The organism is uncultured Parasphingorhabdus sp. (assembly GCF_963975555.1).
Lineage (GTDB): Bacteria > Pseudomonadota > Alphaproteobacteria > Sphingomonadales > Sphingomonadaceae > Parasphingorhabdus.
Genome location: NZ_CAXBHH010000003.1, coordinates 156,578 through 181,110 on the forward strand (window position 1 = coordinate 156,578; position 24,533 = coordinate 181,110).

Consider the following 24,533-nt stretch of genomic DNA (forward strand, 5'->3'; position numbering starts at 1 on the left):
AACGATTCCACCTTGCTCCGCAATGAATTGCTGGAGAAGCCTATTGATCGCCCTTGAGACCGATCTTCTGGACCCGTGCGGTAATTTCATCAGCTACCATGGGTGTTACGAACTTGTGGATCTCGCCGCCGAACATGGCAATTTCCTTGACCAGACGCGATGCGATCGGCTGCAGCGAGACATCTGCCATCAGAAACACCGTTTCGATCTCGCCGTTAAGCTGCTGGTTCATGCCCGCCATCTGATATTCATATTCAAAGTCGGCAACGGCGCGCAGCCCGCGCACGATCACGCCGGCACCCTGTTTCTCTGCAAATTTCATCAGCAGCATATTGAAACCGACCACCTCGACGCCATCGCCAAGCTCGGCGGTTTCCCGGCGCACCATATCCAGCCGCTCTTCGTCCGAGAACATCGGCGATTTCGAAGGATTGGTGGTCACCCCGATCACCAGCTTGTCGACCAGACGCATGCCGCGCCGGATGATATCCATATGACCCAATGTAATAGGGTCAAAAGTCCCCGGATAAATGCCGATTCTCATATCCTGTCCTTCCCGCCTAGCGGTCTCTTGTGATTGTATATTCGGCGATGGCGCGCAGCAAATCCGCTTCCGCGCCATAGCCGTTGAGATGTGATTTGGCCTGATCCACCAGCATCTGCGCCTGATCTCTGGCCCGTTCCAGCCCCATCAGGCTGAGGAAGGTTTCCTTGCCGGCTTTTGCATCCTTGTGCAGCGCCTTGCCCGCCTTTTCCTCGTCGCCTTCGACGTCAAGAATGTCATCGGCAATCTGGAAAGCCAGACCCAGATCATGGGCATAGCCGCGCAGGCTGGTGCGGCCTTCTTTCGTCACCCTGCCCAATATTGCGCCAATTTCGACGCAGGCGGTGATCAGTGCACCGGTTTTCAGCTGCTGGAGCCGGGTCACGGTCGGCAGGTCAAAGGTCGATTTTTCGGCAACCAGATCCATCATCTGGCCACCCGCCATGCCGGCGGGTCCGGCGGCTTTGGCGAGACAGGCGGTCATTTCCGCGCGCACGAAAGGATCGCTATGGGTGCGCTCGTCGGCGAGCAGACCAAAAGCCAGCGCATGCAGCGCGTCGCCGGCGAGAACCGCGGTCGCTTCGCCAAAGGCAATATGGGTGGTCGGCTTGCCCCGCCGCAAATCGTCATCATCCATACAGGGCAGATCATCATGGATCAGCGAATAGACGTGCAACGCCTCTACCCCGGTCGCCGCCCGGATGGCGCAGGATTCATCGACGTTGAACAATCCGGCAGTCGCCATCACCAGCAAAGGCCTGAGCCTTTTGCCGCCGCCGATCGCGGCATGGCGCATCGCTTCATATAGTTCGCGACGCGCATCGTCAGGAACCTGCAAAAGCGTATCGAACTGTCGGTCCACCAAAGCAGCGACCCGCTCCATTTCCCGCAAAAGGTTCGCATTATTATTGGCCGCCATTGGCTCAGTCCGCGTCAAAAGCTACTGTGGCTTTTGGTTTGCCATCGCGATCAAGCGTGATCTTCTCGATCCTCGCTTGCGCCGATTCCAGTCGTTGCTGGCACAAGCCACGCAGTTTTTCACCCTCGCTGTAAAGCGCAATCGACTGGTCGAGCGGCACATCGCCATTTTCCAGTTTGCGGACGATATCTTCAAGGCGCTTCAGCGCGTCCTCGAAGTTCAGATCGGAGAGGTCTTCTTTGGTTTCGCTCATGGCGGAATTCAATGACGACGCTTTGGGCCGCGGTCAAGGGCTTGGACTTCACTATCGTCAACTTCCGGTGTAGCTCTGGAAAGAAAAGCTGGGAGAAGAAGCATGTTCATCGGTCATTTTGCGCCCGCCATGGTTGCAGCAACCCATCCCAGGGCGCCGGGACTCGGCACATTATTTGTCGCGGGACAGTTGCTGGATTTCGGGTTTTTCGGGCTCGCACTGACCGGCATCGAGAATTTCCGCATCACCCCCGGGATCACCAAAATGGTGCCGCTCGACCTCTATGACATGCCCTATACCCACAGCCTGCTGGGCAGTGCGGTCTGGGCCACGGGCTTTGCGTTGCTGATATGGCTCTTCACTCGCAATCGGACGGGAGCCCTTATCGGTGGCGCGGTGGTGCTGTCTCACTGGTTTCTCGACCTGCTCGTCCATGCGCCCGACCTCACGCTTGCGGGTTCCCCGCCAAAAATGGGTTTTGCCCTGTGGAACTATCCGATGATCGAGATGCCACTGGAGCTGATACTCACCTTTGGCGCGCTGGCCTTTTACGTCATCCGGACAAAGGCGGTTTCCAGCCAGTCCAAATTTGCGATTGGCCTTTTGGCCGTATTGCTGCTGACCTTCCAATCTATCAACTGGTTCGGCCCAGAGCCCGCAACCGCTGATATGGCGATGAAGCTCACTGGCCTGTTCGCCTTTTCGGTCGCCTCTCTGGCTGCATGGTGGGTGGGACGAACACGCATATTGAAGCAACGCTAAAACAGGATCGATCATGACCCAATATATCGCCGCCTATTTCATCGCCGCCATCCTCTTCGGCATTCTCGATTATCTCTGGCTCAGCAATATGGCGGGGACTTTATACCGGCCCGTCATCGGCGAGATCATGGCAGACGAATTTCGCAAGGCACCGGCGATGATATTCTATGCGATCTATCTGTTCGGTATCGTCTGGTTCGGGGTCAAGCCGGCGCTGGCCAGCGGTCAATGGACCACCGCCTTGATCAACGGCGCTTTGTTCGGCGGGATCGCTTATGCGACTTATGATCTGACGAGCCAGGCTGTGCTCAAGGTCTGGTCAACGAAGATTAGCCTTTATGACATCGCCTGGGGCGCTTTCGCGACCGGCGTGACGGCGGCGCTGACCGCCTATCTGGTGCTGAAATTCGTGAAGGTCTGACGCCTCCGAGCGTCAATCCTCCCGCTTCTCGGCAAGCGTCTGCATTCTTCCCGGCAGCAAGGCAAATATCTCGCGCTTCCGACTCGGTGAGGCGGATCCCCATTCGCCGATTTCCGACAAGCTCCGCCCGCAGCCCATGCACAGTCCGCTTGGTCGATCGATGGTGCAGATATCGTTACAGGGCGACTTCAAGACGATAGCTGCTCGTCGATCTGGCCGAGCCGTTCCTTGCCGAAATATAGCTCCCCATCGACGTACATGGTCGGGATTCCAAAGGCGCCGCGCGCGACCGCATTTTCCGTATTGTCGATCAAAGCCTGCTTGATCGCCGCGTCCTGCGTTTTTGCAAATAGCTCCGCCGCGTCGAAACCGCCGTCCTGCAATATCTTACCGAGCGTATCGGCATCGGTGACGTCCAGCCCGTCTTCCCAGATCGGAGGCAGAAGCAGTTCGATAAACTCGGCACGCCTTGCCGGTTCGAGCGCGATCAGCATCCGCAACAGAGTGATCGTGTTGAACGGAAAATGCGGGTTCATCTTGAACTTGGAGAGCCCGTGCTTTTTCACAAAACGTCCGAGTTCGAGCATCGCATATTCATTCTTTCCCTTCACGTCCGCATCGCGAATGAACGGTGGCGCATTGCCGGTCAGCTTGTGCATCCCGCCAAGAAAAGCCGGGGTGATTGCGACGGTCGCGCCATGTTTTTCGGCCAGCGCCTTGAGCGGTTGCCAGATCAGATAGGCATTGGGGCTCACGAAATCGAATATCAGCTCGATGGTCTTGGACATTAGGTTGCTCCTTTGAACCTATCCTTAAAGCAGCACAACGAAACATCAATTCCCTCTAGGCGAAATTGTCCCGCCTCGTTAAAGGGTCTTCATGACCACAGATACGCTGATTACCGAGCCCCAGATCTCCACCGAAACCGTGCGCGAGCATGGCCTTAATGCGGAGGAATATCAGCGCATATTGAATGCGCTCGGCCGCGAGCCGAATATCACCGAACTCGGCATCTTCTCGGTCATGTGGTCGGAACATTGTTCTTACAAATCATCGCGCCTGCATCTGAAGAAACTGCCGACCACTGGCCCGCAGGTAATCTGCGGCCCCGGCGAGAATGCCGGTGTGATCGATATCGGTGACGGTCAGGCCGCGATCTTCAAGATGGAGAGCCACAACCATCCCAGCTATATCGAGCCCTATCAGGGCGCTGCGACCGGCGTTGGCGGTATCCTCCGCGACGTCTTCACCATGGGTGCGCGGCCTGTGGCGAACCTGAACGCGCTGCGCTTCGGACGGCCCGACCATCCGAAGATGAAACATCTGGTCAAGGGCGTGGTTGCCGGCATTGGCGGTTACGGCAATTGCGTCGGCGTCCCCACCGTCGGTGGCGAGACCAATTTTGATCCCGCTTATGACGGCAATATCATCGTCAACGCGATGACCGTCGGCGTAGCGGACGCGGACAAGATTTTCTACTCGGCCGCCAGCGGTGTTGGCAATCCGATCGTCTATGTCGGTTCAAAAACCGGCCGCGACGGCATCCACGGCGCGACAATGGCGAGCGCCGAATTTGACGATGACAGCGATGAAAAACGCCCGACCGTGCAGGTTGGCGATCCGTTCACCGAGAAGCTGCTGATCGAGGCCTGCCTGGAGCTGATGAACAGCGACGCGATTGTCGCAATCCAGGATATGGGCGCGGCTGGCCTGACCAGTTCGGCGGTTGAAATGGCGACCAATGGCGAAGTCGGCATCATCCTCGACATGGACAAGGTGCCATGCCGCGAAACCGGCATGACCGCTTATGAAATGATGCTGAGCGAATCGCAGGAACGCATGCTGATGGTTCTGAAACCCGGCCGCGAGGAAATGGCCGAAGCGATCTTCACCAAATGGGAACTGGATTTCGCGGTGATCGGCGAAGTGACCGACACGCGCCGGATGGTTCTGACCCACAAGGGCGAAACCGTCTGCGACATTCCGCTCGGCCCGCTCGCCGACGACGCACCGCTTTATGACCGTCCGCATCTGACCCGCGAGGAATATGCCGCGCATATCAATATCCAGCCAATCGGCGACATTCCCGAGAATACGGACATTGGCACCGATCTGCTGAAGATGATGGCCAGCCCCGCGCTCGCATCGCGCCGCTGGATCTGGGAACAATATGACTCTCAGGTCGGCGCCGACACCGCGCAACGCTCCGGCGGTGATGCTGCTGTGGTTCGCGTGCACGGCACCAACAAGGGCCTCGCGATCACCACCGATTGCACCCCGCGCTACTGCAAGGCAGATCCCTATGAAGGCGGCAAGCAGGCGATTGCCGAAGCGTACCGCAACCTCTGCGCGGTCGGTGCCAAACCGCTTGCAACCACCGACTGCATGAATTTCGGCAACCCCGAAAAGCCGCATATCATGGCGCAATTCGTCGGTACCATCGAGGGCATAGGCGAAGCCTGCAAGGCACTCGACATGCCGATCGTATCGGGCAATGTCAGCCTCTACAACGAAACCACCGGCGCCGACGGCATCAGCCACGCGATCCTGCCGACACCGGCGATTGGCGCGGTCGGCTTGATCGACGATCTCGACAAGATGATGACCATCGGGTTCAAGAAGGAAGGCGATTTTGTCGCCACTATCGGGTTCCACCATGAAGAGCTCGGCCAGTCGACCTGGCTGCGCGAAATCCACGGCCGCACCGACGGACCGCCACCCAAGGTCAATCTCGAAGACGAAGAGTGGGCCGGCCGCATTGTCCGCGAACTGATTGCCGACGGCAAAGTCACTGCCGTGCATGACATCAGCGACGGCGGCCTTGCCGTCACGCTCGCCGAAATGGCTTTGGCGGGTAATCTGGGCGCCGAAATCGACCAGATGACCAGCGCCTTTGCCTTCAGCGAAGCGCAGGGCCGTTATGTCATCACCTATCGCAACGAAGATGATCTCGATCGCGAGAAGGTGCCGTTCGAGAAAATCGGGCAGGTGAAGGGCCACAAGCTCGTGCTCAACGGAAAGTCGATTGCCGTGAGCGATCTGCGGGAAGCGCATGAGAGCTTCTTCCGCGACTGGATGAACGACTAAGCCCCTCCGACCTGCTGCGCAGGCCACCTCCCCATGCCTATGGCACAGGGAGGAAAGGTTGGATTTGACAGTTTTGGCCTGACCGTCCCTCTGCACAAGATTTTGTGATACATCTTTCCTCCCTGTTGCGAAGCAATGGGGAGGTGGCGTTCGCCGAAGCCTTGGCGAAGGCGGATGACGGAGCGGCCGTGGCAAGAACAACCAGACAAACCGTCCTGAAGGCAAGACAGCTTCGCAAGACCATGAGCAAACCCGAGATCATGCTGTGGCAACAACTGCGCAAGAAACCGCTCGGCATAAAATTCCGCCGCCAGCATCCAATTGGCTCCTATATCCTGGATTTCTATTGTCCGTCGGCGAAGCTGGGAATCGAAGTCGACCGGATCGCCCACGATATGGGAAATCGGCCGGAACGCGACGAACGGCGGGAACGGGACCTGTATCTCCAAGGCATTGAAACCATCAGGATATCCGCGGAAGAAGTCTTGCATGATCCAGTAGATGTGGCGGATCGTATCTTGCGATATATTCAAAGCCTTCGCTAGCCCCCTCCACCGCGCTGCGCGCGGTCCCCCTCCCCATTGCTTCGCAACGGGGAGGAACGAACTATCAAAACATCATTCTCCCTGTGCCATAGGCATGGGGAGGTGGCGCGTCGAAGACGTGACGGAGGGGCCAAGGTGCGCCGCTCTGGCAGCTTGCGATTTGTCTTTGTAACCAATCTCCCCGCCGTGCGTTACTGATGACGAAATGACAGGAGAATGATCATGGCTTCAGGATATTCCGGGACGCCTCTGGCAAAAAAGTTCGATCTCAAGGACGGTATGCGCGTCTGGTTTCTGGGTATGCCGGATGACATTCGCGCGGAAATCGAGACACAGGACCTTACCCTATCGGAAGAGCAGGTCCCGACGCCCGGCTTGAATGCCGCCCATATATTTGTCCGCAAACGCGCAATCATGGAACAGCATCTCACAACCCTGCGCGACATGATCGATCCTGCGGGTCAGGTCTGGGTGAGCTGGCCGAAAAAGGCATCGCGCGTCGAGACAGACATCACCGAAGACACTATCCGCGCACTCGCCTTGCCGATGGGCTTTGTCGATATCAAGGTCTGCGCTGTAGACGCGGTCTGGTCAGGGCTGAAGCTGGTGATCCGCAAAGAACAGCGCTAACTCCTATCAATTCAATATCAATGCCGTCTCCCCAGCGTAGGCTGGGGCCTAAACCCATCTAGCCTATCTAACCGCCCTTAGATGGGTCCCAGCCTAAGCTGGGATGACGAGCATATTCAGGCCGTCTGCACCAGCATGTCATATGGATCGACATTATGGGCCCGGAATTTCGCATGCGCTTCATGGTAGAAACGCGGAGTTTTGATGTGCAACCGCTCGCGCAATGCATCCAGCGGCTGGGCCAGCAGCTCGGCGATATTCTCTTCGTTGATCTTGGGACAGGCCTTACCCATTTTCTGACCTTCGCGGATCGCGCTGAATATCGGCGCATCACTCTTGACCTGCTTCTTCATGTTCAGACCCGCTGCATAAGCGATGAACACATTGCCCAATGACGGGTTCTGGCCGTAGGTGAAGGCCAGCACACAGGCTTCACCGAGCGCATCACGGCCATAGCCGGTGAGCACGTGGAGCAAATCATGGGTGTCGCGCTGGCGGAAACCGTACCATTCGATCAGATCGCCATATTTTTCCGGGCTGAACTCGTCATATTCGGCAATCAGTCCGGCGGCGCTCAGGCCTTCTTTTTCCATGAAATCGCAATAGGCATGAGCGAGGCTGCCTGCAGGCATTTTGCGAAGCCGTTCGTGGTCGTCGAGCAAGTCGGCGAGATTGGGTTCGCTGACCAGCAGGGCCTTGCCCTTGTCGCTTTCGACAAAGGCCTTGGCATCCTTGCGGAAGCCGGGACGCGGCAGCGATTCAAAAATATGGAACACCTGTGCGGTGTCTTCCTTGTCCTTGATCAGCTCGCGGAAATGATGGATCGCCTTCAGGGGACGAAAGCGGGAGGCCGGGCGTTCCGGATGGACGAACGGTATGTCCGAATCGCTTGGCGCGGAGAAGTCATGTTTGATTTTCATGCCCCATATATATTGCTTACTAACATTGGTGTCAATATGGTTTTGGCTTTCCTAGAAGCCGCGACCCAGCTATCTGGACGGTTATTCCCATTTGACCTGCAGACGGGCCTTCTTGATCCGGATGTTTACCAACCTTGAACGCGGGAGACGGAAATTTGAAACCGCACGACACCCTGCCCTATACCGAGCTGCCGGATTATTCCGACGCGGAACGCATTGCCCGGTCAGAGGCTTTCTACCAGGCGATCAAATCGCGCCGCACCTGTCGCTATTTCACCGATGAAGCCATTCCCCGGGCGGTCATCGAAAATGCGATCCGGGCCGCCGGCACCGCTCCCAATGGCGCCAACCACCAGCCGTGGCATTTTGCCGTGATCGAAACGCCGGAGAAGAAGAAAGCCCTGCGCGCTGCCGCCGAAGAGGAAGAGCGCGCCTTCTACGAGAGCAAGGGCAGCGAGGAATGGCTTGAGGCGCTGGCGCCACTCGGTACCGACGCCGACAAGCCGTTTCTCGAAACCGCGCCTTATCTGATCGTGATTTTCGGCCAACGCAAAGGCGGCATGAATCCGGGCGAGATGAAGCAGAATTATTATGTCAACGAGAGCGTCGGCATTGCCACCGGCATGCTGATCACGGCGCTGCATGACGCCGGTCTCGCCACCCTCACCCACACGCCCAATCCGATGAAATTTCTCAACCAGCTCTGTGATCGTCCGGCCAACGAGAAACCGATGATGGTTTTGGTGGTCGGCAAGCCCGCTCCCGGCGCCACGATACCGGTCCACGCGACGATCAAGAAACCGCTGGACCAGATCGCCAGCTGGCTGTGAATATTCTGAGTTTACAGAAGTCCGTTCGTGCTGAGCCTGTCGAAGCACCGTCAACACAGCGGGCCCTGCAGGTCAAAGTCCTTCGACAAGCTCGGGACGAACGGGTCTGATATGAACAACATTGTCACCACCCAGCGCTATCTCGAGCTCGACGCTTTGCGCGGTTTTGCGGTGATGGGAATATTGCTGATGAATATCGTCGGCTTCTCGATGCCGGAAATGGCCTATATCAGCCCCGCGGTCTATGGCGGCACCGATCTGCCCGACACCGTCACCTGGGCGCTGTCCTATATTTTTGTCAACGGCAAGATGCGCGGTCTTTTCACCATATTGTTCGGCGCCAGCATGATGCTGATCGTCGAGCGAGCGCAGGCAAATGGCGAGGATCCCGCAAGGGTCCATTTCCCCCGCATGGCCTGGCTGGCGATCTTCGGCCTCGCGCATTTCTTCCTCTTGTGGGCCGGCGACATATTATTTCTCTACGCCGCCGTGGGCTGCATCGCCTATTTCCTGCGCAACCTGACCGCGGATGAACTGTTGCGGCGCGCCCTGCTCATCTTCTCCCTCGGTTTTATCGGCTATTCTGTGATGTTCGGCAGCCTGCTATATATGGAATATCAGGCAAGCCTTCCCGGAACCAGCGCCGCCGGAATCGAAAATGTCGAGCAGGTCATTGCCGGCTTTCGTAGCTCGGGGGACGCGATCTCCGCGGATATCACGCTGCATCAGTCGGGGTTCAGCCCGATATTTCTCGACAAAATACAGAATGACCTGTTCGGACCGATTATCCTGCTGGCCTATAATCTCGCGGAAACCCTGCCGCTGATGATGGTGGGCATGGCGCTTTACAAAAACGGTTTCATCACCGGACAATGGACATCGGAGCGATATCGTCGCGTGGGCATATGGTCGACCGCCATCGGCATGGTCATTCTGACGGCTATCGCAATTGGCCTGATCTACAGCAATTTTGCCATGCTGCTAATGGTCAACGCCAGCTATGCATGGAACTTGCCGTCACAGATGCTGATGACCATCGGTTATGCTGCATTGCTGATTGGTCTGATCCGGACATTCCGGGAATCGGCCTGGATAACACGGATCGCGGCAGTCGGCCGAGCCGCCTTCACCAATTATCTCGGCACCAGCCTGTTGATGACCTTCATCTTCTACGGCTGGGGATTGGGACTCTATGGTGCGATCGGACGCGCCGAATTATATCTGTTCGTCCTCGGCGCCTGGGCGCTCATGCTGCTCTGGTCGCGACCCTGGCTGATGCGCTTCCGCTATGGGCCGCTGGAATGGCTCTGGCGCAGTCTGGCCAAAGGACAGGCTCAAGCGATGCGCTTATAATGACGGCTCGGTGGCTTCTTCGGCTGAACCGGACGGTTCATCACCGGCAGTCTCGCTGCTGTAACTGACGTTCAGCAACTGATACAGATCGACTGACGAAATAAATTCCAGATGATCGTTCGGATCGTCCATATGGGCCAACGGGCGGCCAGCGGGCGTATAGGACAGATGCTTATATTGTCCCCGCTGGTCCCGCTCGACTATCGAACAGAGAATAGGCGAACGCAGACCGCCAATCAAAGCGTGCAAAACGATTGCCTCTGCCTCGGCTCCCAGCGAGGCATCGCTATCGGGGTCAAATGGCACGCCCGAATATCGGTAGACGATTGCATGGTCTGCCGCTCTTTCGACCGCGGTTTTCATGCATCGGGCATTACCGGTCTGTATTTCATCATCGGCTACGAAAATAATATGGTTTGGGCTGATTGCGAGGAAATCACCTCCCGTGGCTTCGGTCGGCCCTATGGCTTTCGATCCCGCTAGAATCGGCTCCCAATCGGCCAGTATATCGGCTGGAATTTTCCCGAAAAACCGGAGCATCGGCACCTCGCCAACGGTCAGCAGAGCATTATCATCTATGCCCCCCGGCAAAGATTCGAGATATCCGGGCAGGTCGATACCTTTGGTTTTCCATTCCGGTTCCGCTGCTCCCGTCGGCACCAGTTTTGCGGCAAATTCGGCGTCCAGCGAAGCGCGATACTCCTGCAATTCCTCAGCCATTTCCAATGGCAACGTCTGCCAAAGCTCCATGATCAGCAAAAGCTCTGAAACAGGCCCTTCTTCCACCATCTCTTCGTCGGCATGATTCCCGGCGCTATCAGATACAGGAGAAGCATTTGCCGGAGCTAGAGCGAGAACCGCCGCAACCGATAATGAAACAGGGAATATCTTACGCATGGCACCTCTTGTTCGCTCAGTGAGCCGATGTAACCGATTTTTGACGGATGGAAACTAAATAGTCGATATACAATTTTGATATTGCGATCTATTCTCATTAGCGATATACGAGTCGTTGTAAGGAGCTGTTATGGTTGTTTGTGTTTGTAATGCGATCAAGGAAAAAGACCTGAGAGCCGCCGTGCGTAGCGGGGCAGACCGTCCATCGCAGGTCTATGCCCAGCTTGGTCGCAAACCGAAATGCGGGCAATGTCTCGCATTTGCCCAGACGATTATCAAATCACAACTTGCGACCGCTTAGCATTCTCTTTAGCAAATCATTGAAATAATTACATTTTCTATAAAAGCCGCTCTTTCGCTTCCCGCGAAAATACTGTATGGGGCAGGCAATGGATTTGTTAAATAGCGGGAAGGAATCTGCCATGAAGGGCGATACAAAAGTCATCGAGTTTCTCAACGAAGCTCTGAAAAACGAACTCACCGCAATCAACCAATATTGGCTGCATTATCGCATGCTCGACAATTGGGGCGTGACCAAGCTGGCTGAATTCGAGCGGCATGAATCAATCGACGAAATGAAACATGCAGACAAATTGGCCGAGCGCATTTTCTTTCTCGACGGATTGCCCAATTTTCAATTGCTCGGACGCCTGAAAATCGGTGAAACGGTCGAGGAAATCCTCAAGGCTGATCTGGAACTGGAGTATGAGGCGTTGCCGATGCTCAAGAATGCTATCGAACATTGCGAGAGCGTACGCGACTATGTCAGCCGCGATCTGTTTGCCGAGATCCTGGAAAGCGAAGAAGATCATGTCGATTCGCTCGAACAGCAATTTGACCTGATCGAACGGATGGGGATTGAAAATTATATCCAGCTGCAGTCGAAACCGGTCGAATAGAACGATAGCGGCGGTTTCAACCGAACCGCCGGCTGGCCCCCAGAGGATTGCGTTCCTGTACGACCGGACTGGCACCCTGTTCCAATATCGCCAGCGTTTCTTCAAACATCGGCCGTAGAGCCACTACCAGAGGGAGTATTTCTTCGGGGGTTTCGTGATGTTCGACGCAGGCGCGAGCGGTCATTTCGATGGTTTCAGCCGTTTCGCCGAGTTGCAGGGCGCCGAATTGCAGCGCCTCGCCTTTGAGGCTGTGCGCCGCATCAACCATTGCGACGGGATCGTGCGTGCGCATTGCATCTTCAATTTTGCGGACAGATTGTGTGCCATCTTCACGAAAATACCCGAGTATCCGGACGAAATCCGGCCCGAGCGCCGCCCGGGTTTGGGCGGAAACCGTTAAGTCAATCAAGTCATTGTCCAATGGTGACACCCAATACTCCCCGCAATATAATGGCAAAAATGCGCTACTACCCGGAAGCTTAACGCCCTAACCATGAAATCTTAGTTACCGCCGCCCGAAAAAATCGCAGAAACCGGCCTAAACTTGACCGATTTACGGAAAATCACTCTTTTTCGTGATAGGGGTTTTTGGGTGCGCGGATGATCAGCCGGACAGGAACGCCGCCAAAGCCAAGCTCGCGGCGGATTCCGTTGATCAGGTAGCGACGATAGCTTTCGGGCAGGTCATCAACCCTCGTACCGAAAATCACGAAGGAAGGCGGCCGCGTCTTGGCCTGCGTAATATAGCGCAATTTTATCCGCTTGCCGCCCGGTGCCGGCGGAGGATTTTCTGTAATCGCGTCTTCGAACCAGCGGTTGAGTTTGCCGGTCGAAACCCGCTGCGACCAAATCCGGCGCACTTCGAAGGCCGCCTTTATCAACTGGTCGATACCCTTGCCGGTAAAGGCCGACACGGCGATCAGAGGCACGTCACGCACCTGGGCCAGTCCGTCATTCAGCGCGGCACGAATGCCATTGAACAATTTGCTTGGCCCCTCGGCAACGTCCCATTTATTGATCCCGATAACGACGCAACGGCCTTCCTGAATGGCATGGTCGGCAATGCGCAGATCCTGCGCTTCCAGGCCCTTGGTTGCATCGAGTAGAAGCACGACCACTTCGGCAAAGTCCACTGCATGACGGGCGTCAGCAACGGCCAGCTTCTCCAGCTTGTCATTGACCTTGGCGCGCTTGCGCATACCGGCGGTATCGATCAGCCGGACCTGACGGTCGGGCTCTATGCCGTCGAGTTTCTCGTCCTCGGTCAGCGCATCATCATGCCAGACCCAGTCGACCGTGATACTGTCGCGCGTGATACCCGCTTCCGGACCGGTAATCAGCCGGTCTTCGTCCAGCATCTTGTTGATCAGCGTCGACTTGCCCGCATTGGGACGGCCGACGATCGCCAGTTTGAGCGGTGCGGATGCGTCATTTGGTTCTTCGGACGCGGCAGCCTTGAAATTCTCGACATAGGGCTGGATCGCCTGAAACAGGTCGGCCATGCCGTCGCCATGTTCCGCGCTGAAAGGAATTGGATCACCAAAACCGAGCGCATAGCTTTCCAAGATGCCGGATTCCGCCGCCTTGCCCTCGGCCTTGTTAACCAGCAAGATAACCGGGGTTTTCGCGCTTCTCAGCCAGCGGGCGATTTCCTCGTCGAGCGGCGTAAGGCCTGCGCGACCGTCGATCACGAAAATGGCAAGCTCCGCTCCGGCAACCGCCATTTCGGTCTGCTTGCGCATCCGTCCGGGCAGACTCTTGGCATCCTCGTTTTCATAGCCAGCCGTATCGACGACATTGAATTGCAGACCGAGCAGGTTGGCAGCCCCCTCCCGGCGGTCACGCGTCACCCCGGGCGTGTCATCGACAAGCGCCAGCTTCTTGCCAACCAGACGGTTGAACAGCGTGGATTTGCCGACATTCGGTCGACCTATGATTGCAATATTGGGCAGCATAAAGCCGGTCCCGTCCTTTTGGTTTAGATCCTCAACGGAATGCGGAAATCTGTCCGCTGCTGTCGAGAATATATAGCATGCCACCGGCCACAATAGGCGGTAGCGAGATACCGTTTTTCAGTTCAAACAGCGTTTGGCTGGTTCCGTCCGCAGGCGAAATAGACAAGACTTCGCCTTCTGTGTTGGCGACAATCAGACGATTCCCGGCCAATATCGGGCCGGTCCAGTTGATCGGGTTCTTCTTTTTCTTGTCATTCTTGAACGCTGACAGCTGGCTCATCCACCGAACCTTGCCGTTCGGCCGGGCGATGCAGAGCAGTTTTGCATCATCGGTCAGCACGAACACCCATTCACCGGCCACGACCGGCGTCGTAATTCCGGCAATATTCAATTCCCAGATCCGCTGTCCGGTTACCAGTTCGTAAGCCGCCATACGGCCGCCCTGACCCAGCGCGAAAACACGACCGCGGTCGATCACCGGATCGGCATCGATATCGGACAATGTCGCCACCGAAGTGGTGATGCTGGTCCGGGCAAGCGCGTCGTTCCAGAGGTTGCGGCCATTTTCATAGCGATAAGCGGTCAACTCGCCGGAGGAATAGCCCGCGACAACCGTACCCTGTCCGGCTGCCGGCGCGGCGACGCCGAAAATTCCGGCCAGACCAAGCGTACCGGCCTCATTCCACTGCACCGATCCGTCGACCATGTTGAGCGCGTAGATCTGGTTATCCTGCGTCATCACATAGACATTGCCATTGGAGATCGTCGGCGACCCGCGCAAAGGTCCGGCCGGACGTACTTTCCATATCTGGCTGCCGTCTGCAACGTTCAGCGCGACGACATCGCCAACACCGTTGGTCGCGTAGACGATATTATCAAATACACTTGCTCCGCCGCCAAAACGCGAGGATTCCCCGTCGCCCTTGACTTCGATCTGGGTGGTCCAGATTTTCGCGCCTGTTGCGGCGTCAAAAGCATGTACCATGGCTTCGGTATCAATGACGAAGAGCCGTCCGCCGGATACTACCGGCGCTGCTGCCAGCCGTTCCCGTTTCGTCGTTCCGCTGATATTGGCGGTCCAGACTTTCGCTAGATTGCCCTCCAGCGCAACATGGCCGATTGACTTACTCGGATTACCGCCTGATTGCGCCCATTCACTATTGGCGACAGGGGTAGGCAGAATCACAGAAATCGCAGCAAGCGACGGATCAACTTCCGCACCGCTTTCGCCGCTCAAGATCGGCGTACGCTTACCCAATGTTGGTGTGCTTTTCTTGTCTTCGCCATCGCCGCCGCCCAAAATGCCACAGCCGGACAGCAAAGACAGGGCCATCAGGCCGGTGATCAGTTTCTTACCGGAAATCATTCCTTAGCTTCTCCCTTAGCCGCGCCCGTATTCGGCGGCGTCACTTTTTTGTCATCGCCGTCGAGTTCCACTGCGTCAATGCCTTCAACGCCCGCCATTTGCAACGCGCGTGACCGGATCGTGGCCGGAACGCCCTCATCTTTCGCCAGCTGGGCGAACAATGGCCCTGCGAGATCAGATTTATTCATATTCAGATAGGCCAGTGCGACCATTTCGCCGGCGCTGCCGAACCATGCGTTGCCGGGGACCGCGAGCGGCTTCAGCCGGTCGACCACCTGCTGCGGTTTCAGCGTATCAAATTCGGCGGCAGTCTGGCGGACCAGCGCCAGATCGCGAAACGGCTTCGGCAGACTCTCGTCCGCAACAAGCTTGGCATAGCCCGCAATGGCCTTTTTGGAGTCATTTTTTTCCAGCGCAATATTGGCCTGCAGCAATAGTGCTGCAGCCCGGTACCCGTCCTGCGTGGCTTCGGTCAGCGGTTCAAGCGCGGTCGCAGCGCCGTCCAGATTATTCTGGCGGATACTGTCGATCGCAGCGACATATTCCTCGCTGCGGAGACCGGCATCTTCATTCTGGCTGTTTTGCCAGAATATCCAGCCGGCCAGTGATCCGAGACCAATGACAATGGCTGCGACAATCCACAATCCGTAACGCGCAGCGAAATTCTTCAGCTGGTCCTCGCGCACCGCTTCATCGACTTCGCGCAGAAACACTTGTTCCTGACGATCCGGTTGCTCTTCTGGTGCTTGGTCTTTGTCTTTGGCCAATTTGGCTTCCTCAAATCTGTTTCACGTGCCTGTTTCGCCGGTCAGACGAGCGCTCTTGGCAATCGGCTGTCCTTTAGCGTCCGCAATAGCAAATGTAAAAGTCTATTGACCATTTCCACAGGCTGAACGGCGGATCGCCCTAAAGTCAGAATTCTCGCTATTTCTTCGGTTGATAGAGCTGGTCCGGCCCCGGAAAACTGCGCTCGCGGACTTCTCCGGCATATTGTTCGGCCGCCTGATCAATCTGCTCGGCTATATTGTGATAGCGTTTTACAAAGCGGGCGGTGCGGTCAAACATGCCGAGCATATCTTCGGTGACCAGCACCTGACCATCGCATTGCGCCGATGCACCGATGCCGATGGTGATCGCATCCACCGCCTTGGTCGCCTCGATCGCGATCGGTTCGAGCACGCCTTCCAGCACGATCGCGAAGGCACCGGCCTTGTCGAGAGCAACCGCATCACCGACGATTTTCTTCGCCTCTGCGTCGCTGCGCCCGCGCGCGGCATAGCCGCCGAGCACGTTGATTGCCTGTGGTGTCAGACCGACATGGCCGACCACCGGAATCCCCCGCTGGACCAGAAAAGCGACGGTTTCGGCCATTACTTCACCACCCTCGAGCTTGACCGCAGCAGCGCCGGTTTCCTTCAATATATGGGCAGCGCTCTCATAGGCCTTCTCCGGCGAGGCTTCGTAGGAACCGAACGGCATGTCGACGACGACGACGCTATGGTAACTGCCGCGCACCACCGCGGCACCATGGTTGCACATCATATCGAGGGTCACGGGTATCGTCGAATCGAGACCGTAAATCACCTGCGCCAGCGAATCACCAACCAGCAGCATGTCACAATGCGCGTCGAGCAATTGTGCGGTGCGCGCGGTATAGGCGGTTAGCATGACCACCGGTTCTGCCGTCACCCCGTCGACCTTGCGGCCCTGGATTTTGGGAACCGACAGCCGACGCATCGGCTGTGGCCGCGGATTGGCGCGGCTGGTGGAAGTATCGAGTTTGAAGGTCGTGGACATGGCAAGCCTCAGCAGTGACGTTGATAGACCGGCCTTGATAAGCGAGGCCGCAAGATAAGGCCAGCTTCGCGATTATTGCTTGACGGCGGCAACCGCCTGAGCCGGATTGTCGCTGAACAGGCCATCCACGCCAGCGGCGACAAATGCGCGTATTTCGCCCGCCAGATCACCCGGCTCGCGCGGATCAATGCCGCTCTTGAAATCGGTCGGAAGAAAATAATTTTCGCGGCGGAAGGTCCAGGGATGGACCAGCAGGCCAGCCTTGTGCGCAGCCTCTACAAGCCCTGTCGGCTCGTTCAGTTGACCAAGGGCGTTGCGGCCAATAACCATATCTTTCGACGGCCCGATCCCGTCGGCATAGGTGGCGATTTCTTTCAGGCTGTCCACTGAAAATCCCAGGCCTTTGCGGTCGGGAGGTCCGCCTCCGCTGGCCACCAGTTGCACAAGCCGTATCTCCGTTTTTTCGTTGAGCGCCTGCAGGTTGCCGACCTCGAACGACTGGATGAAGACAGGATCTGCCTTGCCGCCATAGCCATATTGCGTGAGCAATCTGAGCATAGGCTCGTCATGACTCAGCCCCAGGGCCTTGAAATAGCTTGGATGCTTGGTTTCCGGGTAGACGCCAATCCGCTTACCGCTTTTCTCCGCATGGGCGCTGAGCAATTGCAGGACTTCCTCGAAGGTCGGCACCTCATATTGACCGTCATATTGCATATTTGCCACCCGCAATTCGGGCAGCCGTTCCCTGGCCCGCAATATTTTCAGCTCGGCCAGAGTGAAATCTTCGGTGAACCAGCCGGTATAGTCCTGCCCGTCGATTGTTTTACTGGTCTTGCGCGCCGCAAACTCGGGCCTGTCGGCTACGTCCGTGGTCTCGCTAATCTCGTTCTCGTGCCGGGCGACCAGCACGCCGTCCCTGGTCAGCACCAGATCGGGTTCGATAAAGTCCGCGCCCTGCTCGATTGCCAGTTGATAGGCAGCCAGCGTATGTTCCGGTCGCTCGCCGCTGGCGCCGCGATGGGCGATAATGATCGGCGGTTCTCCGGTAAGTGTCTTGATCGTCATGCTCGCATCTCCGACCGGTTCAGCCTGCACCGCGCATCCGGCCAAAGGCATCGCGACTATCATGATAAAGGCAAAAGCGCTGCGCACCATCAGCTGACCTCGACGCCTTTCCAGAAGGCGATCCGTCCGGCTATTTCGGCGGCCGCTTCCTTCGGTGCGGGATAATACCAGGCCGCGTCTTCGTTTGTTTCGCCTTCGACGATCAGGCTGTGATAGGATGCGTCACCCTTCCACGGGCAGTGGCTGCTGGTGTCACTATGTACCAGATATTTCGACCAGACGGCGTCGCGCGGGAAATAATGATTGCCCTCGACCACCACTGTATCGTCGCTTTCCGCGATCACCACGCCGTTCCATTTTGCCTGAACCATTTGCTTGTCCTTTTCCTGATACCAAAACCTGCGGCAGCAATCATTGTCAGCGATATCCGAAGCCCAATAGCTTCGGAATATAACAGTTTGATGCCACAAGCGCTGATAAAATCAGAAATGCCGATCGGCGATACGGCAATCGGGGTATGCGGAGCAAAATAACGAGCACTGCAAGGAAAGCCTGCTTCGCCCCAGGATCAGCGCGCCAGCAGGTGGCACAGCTGCATGGAACAGGACCGTCGGTGCTAGCTGTTGCGCGCGGTCAGTCCCACGGCTTCATAATCCGATGCCTTGAATCCGACGACCAGCTCTTCACCATGTTCCAGCACCGGCCGTTTGATCATGCTGGGATTTTCCATCATGACCATCACCGCGGTATCATCGCCGATATTTTCCTTCACCATGTCGGGCAGCTTGCGGAAAGTGGTGCCGCGCTTGTTGATCAGCGCTTCCCAGCCAACCATCATCACCCACATTTCGAGCTTCTCGCGGTTGATCCCGGATTTTTTATAGTCGTGAAAAACATAGTTGATGCCGTTGCGCTCCATCCAGTTGCGCGCCTTCTTGACGGTGTCGCAATTGGAAATGCCGTACATCTTGGTTTCTTTACTCATCGGTCGGGTCCTGTTTCTGCTGCGCTTTGAGCCAGAGACAGATGTCATTGACCGGACATCTGTCACATTTGGGGTTCCGGGAAGTGCAGATTCGCTTCCCGAACTGAATTAGCCAGAAATGGCCGTCGCGCAAGGCCCAATCGGGACTGCGCGCTTCCAGCTGCTGCGCGGTCTTGTCCGCAGTTTTCGCATCGGTCAAGCCGATTCGGTTGCAGACCCTGTGCACATGGGTATCCACGGCGATCACATCTGCGCCGAAGGTGAAGCTCATCACGATATCCGCGCATTTCCGGCCAATACCGGGCATCGATAACAGGCCTTCGCGCGTATTCGGGACGACACCGCCATGTTCGGCGAGCAAATGCTGGCAAAATTTCCTGATATTGCGGGTTTTCATATTATATAAGCCGCACGGTTTGATCGCTGCGGCAATATCGCGATCGTCCAGTTCCAGCATCTCTTCCGGCGTTTGTGCAAGCTCAAACAGAGCGCTCGCTGCCCTTGCGGTGTTGCGGTCCAGTGATTGGGCCGAGAGCATGCAGGAAATGCAGGACCGAAAAGCGTCGGGCTGGCCTTTGGGGCCCTTGGCATCTTTCGTGCGTCCCGGCATGGCTTCAGACAGACGGCGGAAAACAGTTTCAACCTGCTGATCATTTATCATAAGGCGGCTCCCGTCTCGCAATCGGCACCCACCGGACAGGACGGACAATCCGGTCGTTTTGGCCGGCAAATGGTTTGGGCGAGGCGTTTTCCCAATAGATGATGTTCATCCAGATCTTCCGCTGACCATATCGCCGGCAATAGCGGCATCAGCTCGTCATAAGCGCGCGTCGTATCTGCCTTGGCCGGCACCAGCCCCATGCGCTGCACCACACGGCGGTGTCCGGAATCGAGCACCAGCGCTTTGCGATTAAACTGGCTGGTGTTCATGATGCCGGCGCTGATCTTCCGCGCGATCCCCGGCAAAGTCTCCAGCCAGGCCATGGCATCCGCCGTGTCCTTGGATTCAAGATGATCCAGACTGGCCTTGCCACGCTGCGCGATGATTTCCTGCAGACAGGCCTTGAGCCGCTCCGCCGCCATCGCCGGGAAAGTGGCGGTTTGCAGACGGGCTGTCAGGTCCTCGATCGGTGCCTCGGCGACGCGCTCCCACGACCCATATTCAGCGAGCAATCGGTCGGCATTGTCGTTGGACACCGCGGTTTTCGCGCGCGCGCCGATAACGCCTTGCACCAATGTCCACATCGGATCGCGGCGCTTGTCATCGGGGCGGATCACCCGGCCAAATTGCGCGATCAGCTTGCTGTGCATCCGGCGCAATATTTCGGTGCGATGATCGGGGCCCAAGTCTAGTAGCATCACCGGAATATGGGTGAGCCGCCTGTCAGTAGCAAGCTTCTGGTACCGACTACCGCGGCACCTTGATCAATCAGTCCAGCCTGCGGCCGATGGTCACAACCGGCTGCACATCATATCCGAGCGCCTTGTAGAAACCGATCGCGGCTTCATTGTCATCGCGCACCATCAGCTGGATTTTCGGAGCATTGCGTTCACGCAGCCAATGTTCGGCGGCTGCCATCATCTTTCGACCAAGGCCCTGCTTTTGCGCGTACGGCGCAACTGCCAGATAATATACCCAGCCGCGATGGCCGTCGAAACCGGTCAGGACGCTGGCGACCAGCTCACCTTCACTATAGGCAAGCAATATCGCGGATGTCCCGTTCGCTACGGCCAGACGATAATCCGCCGCCGGATCATTCCACGGCCGCGTGAGACCACATGCTTCCCAGAGAGCGATGACCTCGCCCATGTCGGCCTCTGTGGCAGCGGAAATCTGCATAGCGATGCTAGGCCTTCACATAGCCTTCCGCCAACTGGCGGATGTCATGGTCAGGATCATACCATGGCGCGCCATCCGAACGCCAGATATGGGCGTCGGGCCTTTGCGTGATTTCTGTATCGACACAGCCCATCCTGAGCATGATCATATTCGCTGACCGCCGCTCGGCGATCAGCTGCGATCCACAGCGCGAACAGAAATAGCGGTCTTTGCCCGGCGATGATTCGAAATGGCTGAGAAGATCCTCTCCGCTGGTCCATTTAAAGGCATCAAATGCAATCGGCATGACGGTGGAAAAGGCGGCGCTATGGGCTTTGCGGCAGGTCTGGCAATGACAGTGAAGGATCGGCCCGTTGTCGCAATCCGCTTCATAGGTGACCGATCCGCAAAGACAGCTTCCGTAGATCATTTTCACTTCCTTCCGTTCGCCGGATCTCGTCAGATATCGACGATAATCTTGCCGAAATGCTTGCCCGACTCCTGATGCCGGAAAGCATCACCAAGATCGGCGAGCGGGAAGGATTTGTCCAGTATCGGCTTCAGGCCATTGGCTTCGATCGCCGCGATCATATCGACCTGCTGCGCCCGGCTGCCCACGGTCAGGCCCTGCACGCGCAGGTTCTTCCCCATTAGCAACCCCGTTTGTACGGGTCCGGCAAAGCCAGTCAAAACGCCGATGAGCGCGATATGCCCGCCGATCCGCGTCGCCATCATAGACTGGTTGAGCGTGCCCGGCCCGCCGATTTCGACGACGCAATCCACGCCCTTCCCGCCGGTCAGTTCGAGCACCTTCGGCCCCCAGGCTTCGACTTCCTTATAGTTGATCAGATGATCGGCACCGAGTTCCTTCAGCCGCTTCAGTTTCTCATTGGACGACGAAGTCGCGATCACCGTCGCGCCAGCCGCCTTGGCAAATTGCAGCGCGAAGATCGAGACACCGCCGGTGCCCTGCACCAGCACCGTGTCACCCGGCTTCACACAGCCATCGACAAACAAGGCACGCCATGCGGTCAGCCCCGCGCAGGTCAAAGTCGCGGCTTCGGCGGCGCTATAGCCTTTCGGCGCCTTGGTCCACGCGGTGGCAAGGCCAACCGCCTGCTCGACCGCATAGCCGTCAATCCCGTCTCCGGGCACGCGCTTGAAACCGCCTTCGGGCGGCGCACCGTCGATCCATTCGGGGAAGAAGGTCGAGACCACCATATCGCCCACCGCGAAATCGCTGACGCCATCACCTACCGCAGTGACTTCACCGGCGCCATCGGACATCGGAATGCGGTTTTCCGCCGTCGGGATCATCCCCTTGACCACCGCATAATCGTGAAAGTTGAGGCTAGAAGCGCGCAGGCGCACCGCGATTTCGCCGGGGCCGGGCGCTGCCGGATCGGGCAGGTCGACCAGCTTGAGATTGTCGAGCGATGCGGGGGCTTGGAGTTGGATGGCTTTCATGGCGGGTCTCTCCTGAATTTAATTGTTTGATTAAATTCAGGTCTAGTATGGCGGCGGCGGGTGGTCAACAACTGCCGGACCAGACACCCAGTGATCGCGCACCCCCCTCTCTCGAAAATTGGCTACCTTAACGCCATTTTGACCCCATGAAAAAGACGGTCACGACTGAAGATAAACGCATGGAATCCATCGACAGGCTCAGGACGAACGGGAGGGAGCGTTTGGCCTCAACTACTAAGGATGTGACACCGCAAATCTCCGTTCGTCCTGAGCCTGTCGGACCGAGGCATTCACAAAGTCGGTGATCGGCCCCGCGGCTCCTCGCGTCGCCGAATAATTCGGACTATCGCTCTCCACCATGCGGCATCTTGCGATGCCGAGCGCCGCGGGCAAATGCGCCCCGCGCATTTGCGGTTAACCGCGTCACTCCCACTCAATAGTCCCCGGCGGCTTGCTGGTATAATCATAAACCACCCGGTTAATCCCCTTCACCTCGTTGACGATCCGCGTCGATACGCGGGTCAGGAAGCTGGCGTCGAATGGGTAGACGTCGGCGGTCATGCCGTCGGTGCTGGTGACGGCGCGCAGGCCGCAAACATTATCGTACGTGCGCTGGTCGCCCATCACGCCGACGGTCTTGACCGGCAGCAAGACGGCAAAGGCCTGCCAGATCGCGTCATATAATCCGGCGTTACGGATTTCCTCGAGATAGATGGCGTCGGCCTTGCGCAATATATCGCAACGTTCCTTGGTCACTTCGCCGGGAATACGGATCGCAAGGCCAGGACCGGGGAACGGATGACGTCCGACAAACTGGTCGTTCAGGCCGAGCTCGCGCCCGAGATCGCGTACTTCGTCCTTGAACAATTCCCGCAGCGGCTCGACCAGTTTCATGTTCATGCGTTCCGGAAGCCCGCCGACATTATGGTGCGACTTGATCGTCACGCTCGGCCCGCCGGTGAAGGAAACGCTCTCGATCACATCGGGGTAGAGCGTGCCCTGCGCCAGGAAATCGGCACCACCAACGCGGGCCGATTCCTCGTCAAACACTTCGATAAATTCGCCACCGATAAATTTGCGCTTCTTCTCCGGGTCGGAGACACCGGCAAGGCCGGCCATGAAGCGCGCCTCGGCATCGACCACAACCAGCGGTATATTATAATGGTCGCGGAACAGAGTCTCGACCTGCTCGCGCTCGTTCATCCGCAGCAAGCCATGGTCGACAAAGACGCAGGTCAGCTGATCGCCGATCGCTTCGTGGATCAGGATCGCCGCCACCGAACTGTCGACGCCGCCGGACAGGCCGCAGATGACTTTCTTGTCGCCGACCTGCTCGCGGATTTCGGCGATCTTGGCGTCCTTATATTCCGCCATCGTCCAGTCACCGGCGCAGCCGCAGACATGGCGGACAAAATTGGCGATCATCTTGCCGCCGTCGGGGGTGTGGACGACTTCGGGGTGGAACTGCGTGCCATAATAGCGCCGCTCGTCATCGGCGATCAGCGCGAAAGGCGCGCCTTCGGTGGTCGCGACGATCCGGAAGCCGGGGGCAAATTCGGTGACCTTGTCGCCGTGGCTCATCCACACCTGATGCTTGTCGCCGACCTTCCACAAGCCGTCGAACAACACGCATTCTTCGCTAATCTCGATGAAGGCGCGGCCGAATTCGCCGCCAAATTCACCGCCGGCACCCGATTCCACGGTGCCGCCGAGCTGGTGCGTCATCACCTGCTGGCCATAGCAGATGCCGAGGATCGGCAGGCCGCTTTCGAAAATCACATCCGGCGCGCGCGGGCTGCCTTCGTCGGGCACTCCGGCGGGCGATCCGGACAGGATGATGCCCTTGGGTTTCAGCCGGTGAAACGCCTCTTCCGCGGTGTTGAACGGAGCGATCTCCGAATAGACTCCCGCCTCGCGCACCCGGCGGGCGATAAGCTGCGTGACCTGAGAGCCGAAATCGACGATCAGAATGGTTTCTTCATGAGCTATGGACATGGCTTAGCCGCTTAGTGGGCCGCC

30 protein-coding genes are annotated in these 24,533 nt (G+C 57.5%); 9 read left to right on the forward strand and 21 right to left on the reverse strand.

What is annotated here, in order from left to right; genetic code table 11:
• Positions 1–40 precede the first annotated feature (40 nt).
• Genes coaD through AAC060_RS08740 form a run of 3 tightly spaced genes read right to left on the reverse strand, consistent with a single transcriptional unit; the run spans position 41 to position 1,716 of the window.
• Positions 41–544, reverse strand: a complete 504-nt coding sequence (coaD, locus tag AAC060_RS08730) for a pantetheine-phosphate adenylyltransferase (RefSeq protein ID WP_339825084.1) — start codon at positions 542–544, stop codon at positions 41–43.
• Positions 545–560: 16 nt separating this feature from the next.
• Entirely contained in the window at positions 561–1,463 is a 903-nt protein-coding gene (locus AAC060_RS08735) for a polyprenyl synthetase family protein (protein WP_339825086.1), read from the reverse strand.
• Positions 1,464–1,467: 4 nt separating this feature from the next.
• On the reverse strand, positions 1,468–1,716 hold the full coding sequence (locus AAC060_RS08740) for an exodeoxyribonuclease VII small subunit (protein ID WP_339825088.1): 249 nt from the start codon (positions 1,714–1,716) through the stop codon (positions 1,468–1,470).
• A gap of 102 nt (positions 1,717–1,818) precedes the next feature.
• On the opposite strand from AAC060_RS08740, the gene AAC060_RS08745 reads away from it, so the two are divergent.
• Both AAC060_RS08745 and AAC060_RS08750 read left to right on the forward strand, forming a co-directional pair.
• Positions 1,819–2,478: a hypothetical protein gene (locus AAC060_RS08745; protein ID WP_339825090.1), complete on the forward strand. Its 660-nt coding sequence runs from the start codon at positions 1,819–1,821 to the stop codon at positions 2,476–2,478.
• 13 nt (positions 2,479–2,491) lie between these two features.
• Entirely contained in the window at positions 2,492–2,899 is a 408-nt protein-coding gene (locus AAC060_RS08750; protein ID WP_339825093.1) for a DUF2177 family protein, read from the forward strand.
• A 12-nt stretch (positions 2,900–2,911) separates the two neighbouring features.
• Here the strand turns inward: AAC060_RS08750 and AAC060_RS08755 are convergent, their stop codons facing one another.
• Positions 2,912–3,091, reverse strand: coding sequence for a DUF1289 domain-containing protein (locus AAC060_RS08755; protein WP_339825096.1), 180 nt, complete (start codon positions 3,089–3,091; stop codon positions 2,912–2,914).
• Positions 3,088–3,687 (reverse strand): 2-hydroxychromene-2-carboxylate isomerase, encoded by a 600-nt coding sequence (locus AAC060_RS08760; RefSeq protein WP_339825099.1) that lies wholly within the window; start codon positions 3,685–3,687, stop codon positions 3,088–3,090. Before AAC060_RS08760 ends, AAC060_RS08755 begins: the two co-directional genes overlap by 4 nt.
• A gap of 91 nt (positions 3,688–3,778) precedes the next feature.
• Here AAC060_RS08760 and purL point away from each other — a divergent pair, with 91 nt between their 5' ends.
• From purL to AAC060_RS08775, 3 genes are all read left to right on the forward strand, one after another.
• Positions 3,779–5,986, forward strand: a complete 2,208-nt coding sequence (purL, locus tag AAC060_RS08765) for a phosphoribosylformylglycinamidine synthase subunit PurL (protein WP_339825101.1) — start codon at positions 3,779–3,781, stop codon at positions 5,984–5,986.
• A 143-nt stretch (positions 5,987–6,129) separates the two neighbouring features.
• On the forward strand, positions 6,130–6,531 hold the full coding sequence (locus AAC060_RS08770) for a DUF559 domain-containing protein (protein WP_339825104.1): 402 nt from the start codon (positions 6,130–6,132) through the stop codon (positions 6,529–6,531).
• A gap of 222 nt (positions 6,532–6,753) precedes the next feature.
• Positions 6,754–7,161 carry a hypothetical protein gene (locus tag AAC060_RS08775; RefSeq protein WP_339825106.1) on the forward strand — a complete coding sequence of 136 codons (408 nt, stop codon included), beginning with the start codon at positions 6,754–6,756 and terminating at the stop codon, positions 7,159–7,161.
• A gap of 116 nt (positions 7,162–7,277) precedes the next feature.
• Here the strand turns inward: AAC060_RS08775 and AAC060_RS08780 are convergent, their stop codons facing one another.
• Complete coding sequence (locus tag AAC060_RS08780; protein ID WP_339825108.1) at positions 7,278–8,081, reverse strand: Coq4 family protein; 804 nt, start codon at positions 8,079–8,081, stop codon at positions 7,278–7,280.
• Between the two features lie 155 nt (positions 8,082–8,236).
• Between AAC060_RS08780 and AAC060_RS08785 the strand changes: the two genes are divergently transcribed.
• Together AAC060_RS08785 and AAC060_RS08790 are read left to right on the forward strand one after the other, a co-directional pair.
• A complete protein-coding gene (locus AAC060_RS08785; RefSeq protein WP_339825110.1) occupies positions 8,237–8,911 on the forward strand; it encodes a nitroreductase family protein in 675 nt (224 codons plus the stop codon).
• Between the two features lie 111 nt (positions 8,912–9,022).
• The gene (locus AAC060_RS08790; protein WP_339825112.1) at positions 9,023–10,264 is read left to right on the forward strand and encodes a DUF418 domain-containing protein; all 1,242 of its coding nucleotides are present in this window, start codon (positions 9,023–9,025) and stop codon (positions 10,262–10,264) included.
• On the opposite strand, the gene AAC060_RS08795 is transcribed toward AAC060_RS08790, so the two are convergent.
• A complete protein-coding gene (locus tag AAC060_RS08795) occupies positions 10,259–11,161 on the reverse strand; it encodes a hypothetical protein (RefSeq protein ID WP_339825115.1) in 903 nt (300 codons plus the stop codon). The two genes, AAC060_RS08790 and AAC060_RS08795, sit on opposite strands and share 6 nt — an antisense overlap.
• A gap of 130 nt (positions 11,162–11,291) precedes the next feature.
• On the opposite strand from AAC060_RS08795, the gene AAC060_RS08800 reads away from it, so the two are divergent.
• Together AAC060_RS08800 and bfr are read left to right on the forward strand one after the other, a co-directional pair.
• Positions 11,292–11,462: a (2Fe-2S)-binding protein gene (locus AAC060_RS08800; RefSeq protein WP_082788199.1), complete on the forward strand. Its 171-nt coding sequence runs from the start codon at positions 11,292–11,294 to the stop codon at positions 11,460–11,462.
• A gap of 121 nt (positions 11,463–11,583) precedes the next feature.
• The gene (gene bfr, locus AAC060_RS08805) at positions 11,584–12,060 is read left to right on the forward strand and encodes a bacterioferritin (RefSeq protein ID WP_339825117.1); all 477 of its coding nucleotides are present in this window, start codon (positions 11,584–11,586) and stop codon (positions 12,058–12,060) included.
• Positions 12,061–12,076: 16 nt separating this feature from the next.
• Here the strand turns inward: bfr and AAC060_RS08810 are convergent, their stop codons facing one another.
• The 14 genes from AAC060_RS08810 to guaA form a co-directional block, all read right to left on the reverse strand.
• Positions 12,077–12,490: an Hpt domain-containing protein gene (locus AAC060_RS08810; protein WP_339825119.1), complete on the reverse strand. Its 414-nt coding sequence runs from the start codon at positions 12,488–12,490 to the stop codon at positions 12,077–12,079.
• A 133-nt stretch (positions 12,491–12,623) separates the two neighbouring features.
• On the reverse strand, positions 12,624–14,015 hold the full coding sequence (der, locus tag AAC060_RS08815) for a ribosome biogenesis GTPase Der (protein WP_339825122.1): 1,392 nt from the start codon (positions 14,013–14,015) through the stop codon (positions 12,624–12,626).
• Positions 14,016–14,046: 31 nt separating this feature from the next.
• Positions 14,047–15,381, reverse strand: a complete 1,335-nt coding sequence (locus AAC060_RS08820; RefSeq protein ID WP_339825124.1) for a PQQ-binding-like beta-propeller repeat protein — start codon at positions 15,379–15,381, stop codon at positions 14,047–14,049.
• Positions 15,378–16,148: a tetratricopeptide repeat protein gene (locus AAC060_RS08825; protein ID WP_339825127.1), complete on the reverse strand. Its 771-nt coding sequence runs from the start codon at positions 16,146–16,148 to the stop codon at positions 15,378–15,380. The genes AAC060_RS08820 and AAC060_RS08825 overlap by 4 nt, the downstream gene beginning before the upstream one ends.
• A gap of 157 nt (positions 16,149–16,305) precedes the next feature.
• Positions 16,306–17,178 carry a 3-methyl-2-oxobutanoate hydroxymethyltransferase gene (gene panB, locus AAC060_RS08830; protein WP_339825131.1) on the reverse strand — a complete coding sequence of 291 codons (873 nt, stop codon included), beginning with the start codon at positions 17,176–17,178 and terminating at the stop codon, positions 16,306–16,308.
• A 72-nt stretch (positions 17,179–17,250) separates the two neighbouring features.
• Entirely contained in the window at positions 17,251–18,243 is a 993-nt protein-coding gene (locus AAC060_RS08835; protein WP_339825553.1) for a glycerophosphodiester phosphodiesterase, read from the reverse strand.
• An 89-nt stretch (positions 18,244–18,332) separates the two neighbouring features.
• Complete coding sequence (locus AAC060_RS08840; protein ID WP_339825133.1) at positions 18,333–18,614, reverse strand: DUF427 domain-containing protein; 282 nt, start codon at positions 18,612–18,614, stop codon at positions 18,333–18,335.
• A gap of 245 nt (positions 18,615–18,859) precedes the next feature.
• Positions 18,860–19,228, reverse strand: coding sequence for an ArsC family reductase (locus AAC060_RS08845; protein ID WP_339825135.1), 369 nt, complete (start codon positions 19,226–19,228; stop codon positions 18,860–18,862).
• Positions 19,221–19,889, reverse strand: a complete 669-nt coding sequence (nth, locus tag AAC060_RS08850; protein WP_339825137.1) for an endonuclease III — start codon at positions 19,887–19,889, stop codon at positions 19,221–19,223. Before nth ends, AAC060_RS08845 begins: the two co-directional genes overlap by 8 nt.
• Positions 19,886–20,587 (reverse strand): endonuclease III, encoded by a 702-nt coding sequence (locus AAC060_RS08855; protein WP_339825139.1) that lies wholly within the window; start codon positions 20,585–20,587, stop codon positions 19,886–19,888. The genes nth and AAC060_RS08855 overlap by 4 nt, the downstream gene beginning before the upstream one ends.
• Before the next feature lie 70 nt (positions 20,588–20,657).
• Positions 20,658–21,068: a GNAT family acetyltransferase gene (locus tag AAC060_RS08860; RefSeq protein ID WP_339825141.1), complete on the reverse strand. Its 411-nt coding sequence runs from the start codon at positions 21,066–21,068 to the stop codon at positions 20,658–20,660.
• Positions 21,069–21,075: 7 nt separating this feature from the next.
• Positions 21,076–21,477: a GFA family protein gene (locus tag AAC060_RS08865; RefSeq protein WP_339825143.1), complete on the reverse strand. Its 402-nt coding sequence runs from the start codon at positions 21,475–21,477 to the stop codon at positions 21,076–21,078.
• 29 nt (positions 21,478–21,506) lie between these two features.
• Complete coding sequence (locus AAC060_RS08870) at positions 21,507–22,514, reverse strand: NAD(P)-dependent alcohol dehydrogenase (RefSeq protein WP_339825145.1); 1,008 nt, start codon at positions 22,512–22,514, stop codon at positions 21,507–21,509.
• A gap of 423 nt (positions 22,515–22,937) precedes the next feature.
• On the reverse strand, positions 22,938–24,509 hold the full coding sequence (gene guaA / locus AAC060_RS08875; protein WP_339689097.1) for a glutamine-hydrolyzing GMP synthase: 1,572 nt from the start codon (positions 24,507–24,509) through the stop codon (positions 22,938–22,940).
• Positions 24,510–24,533: the final 24 nt, after the last annotated feature.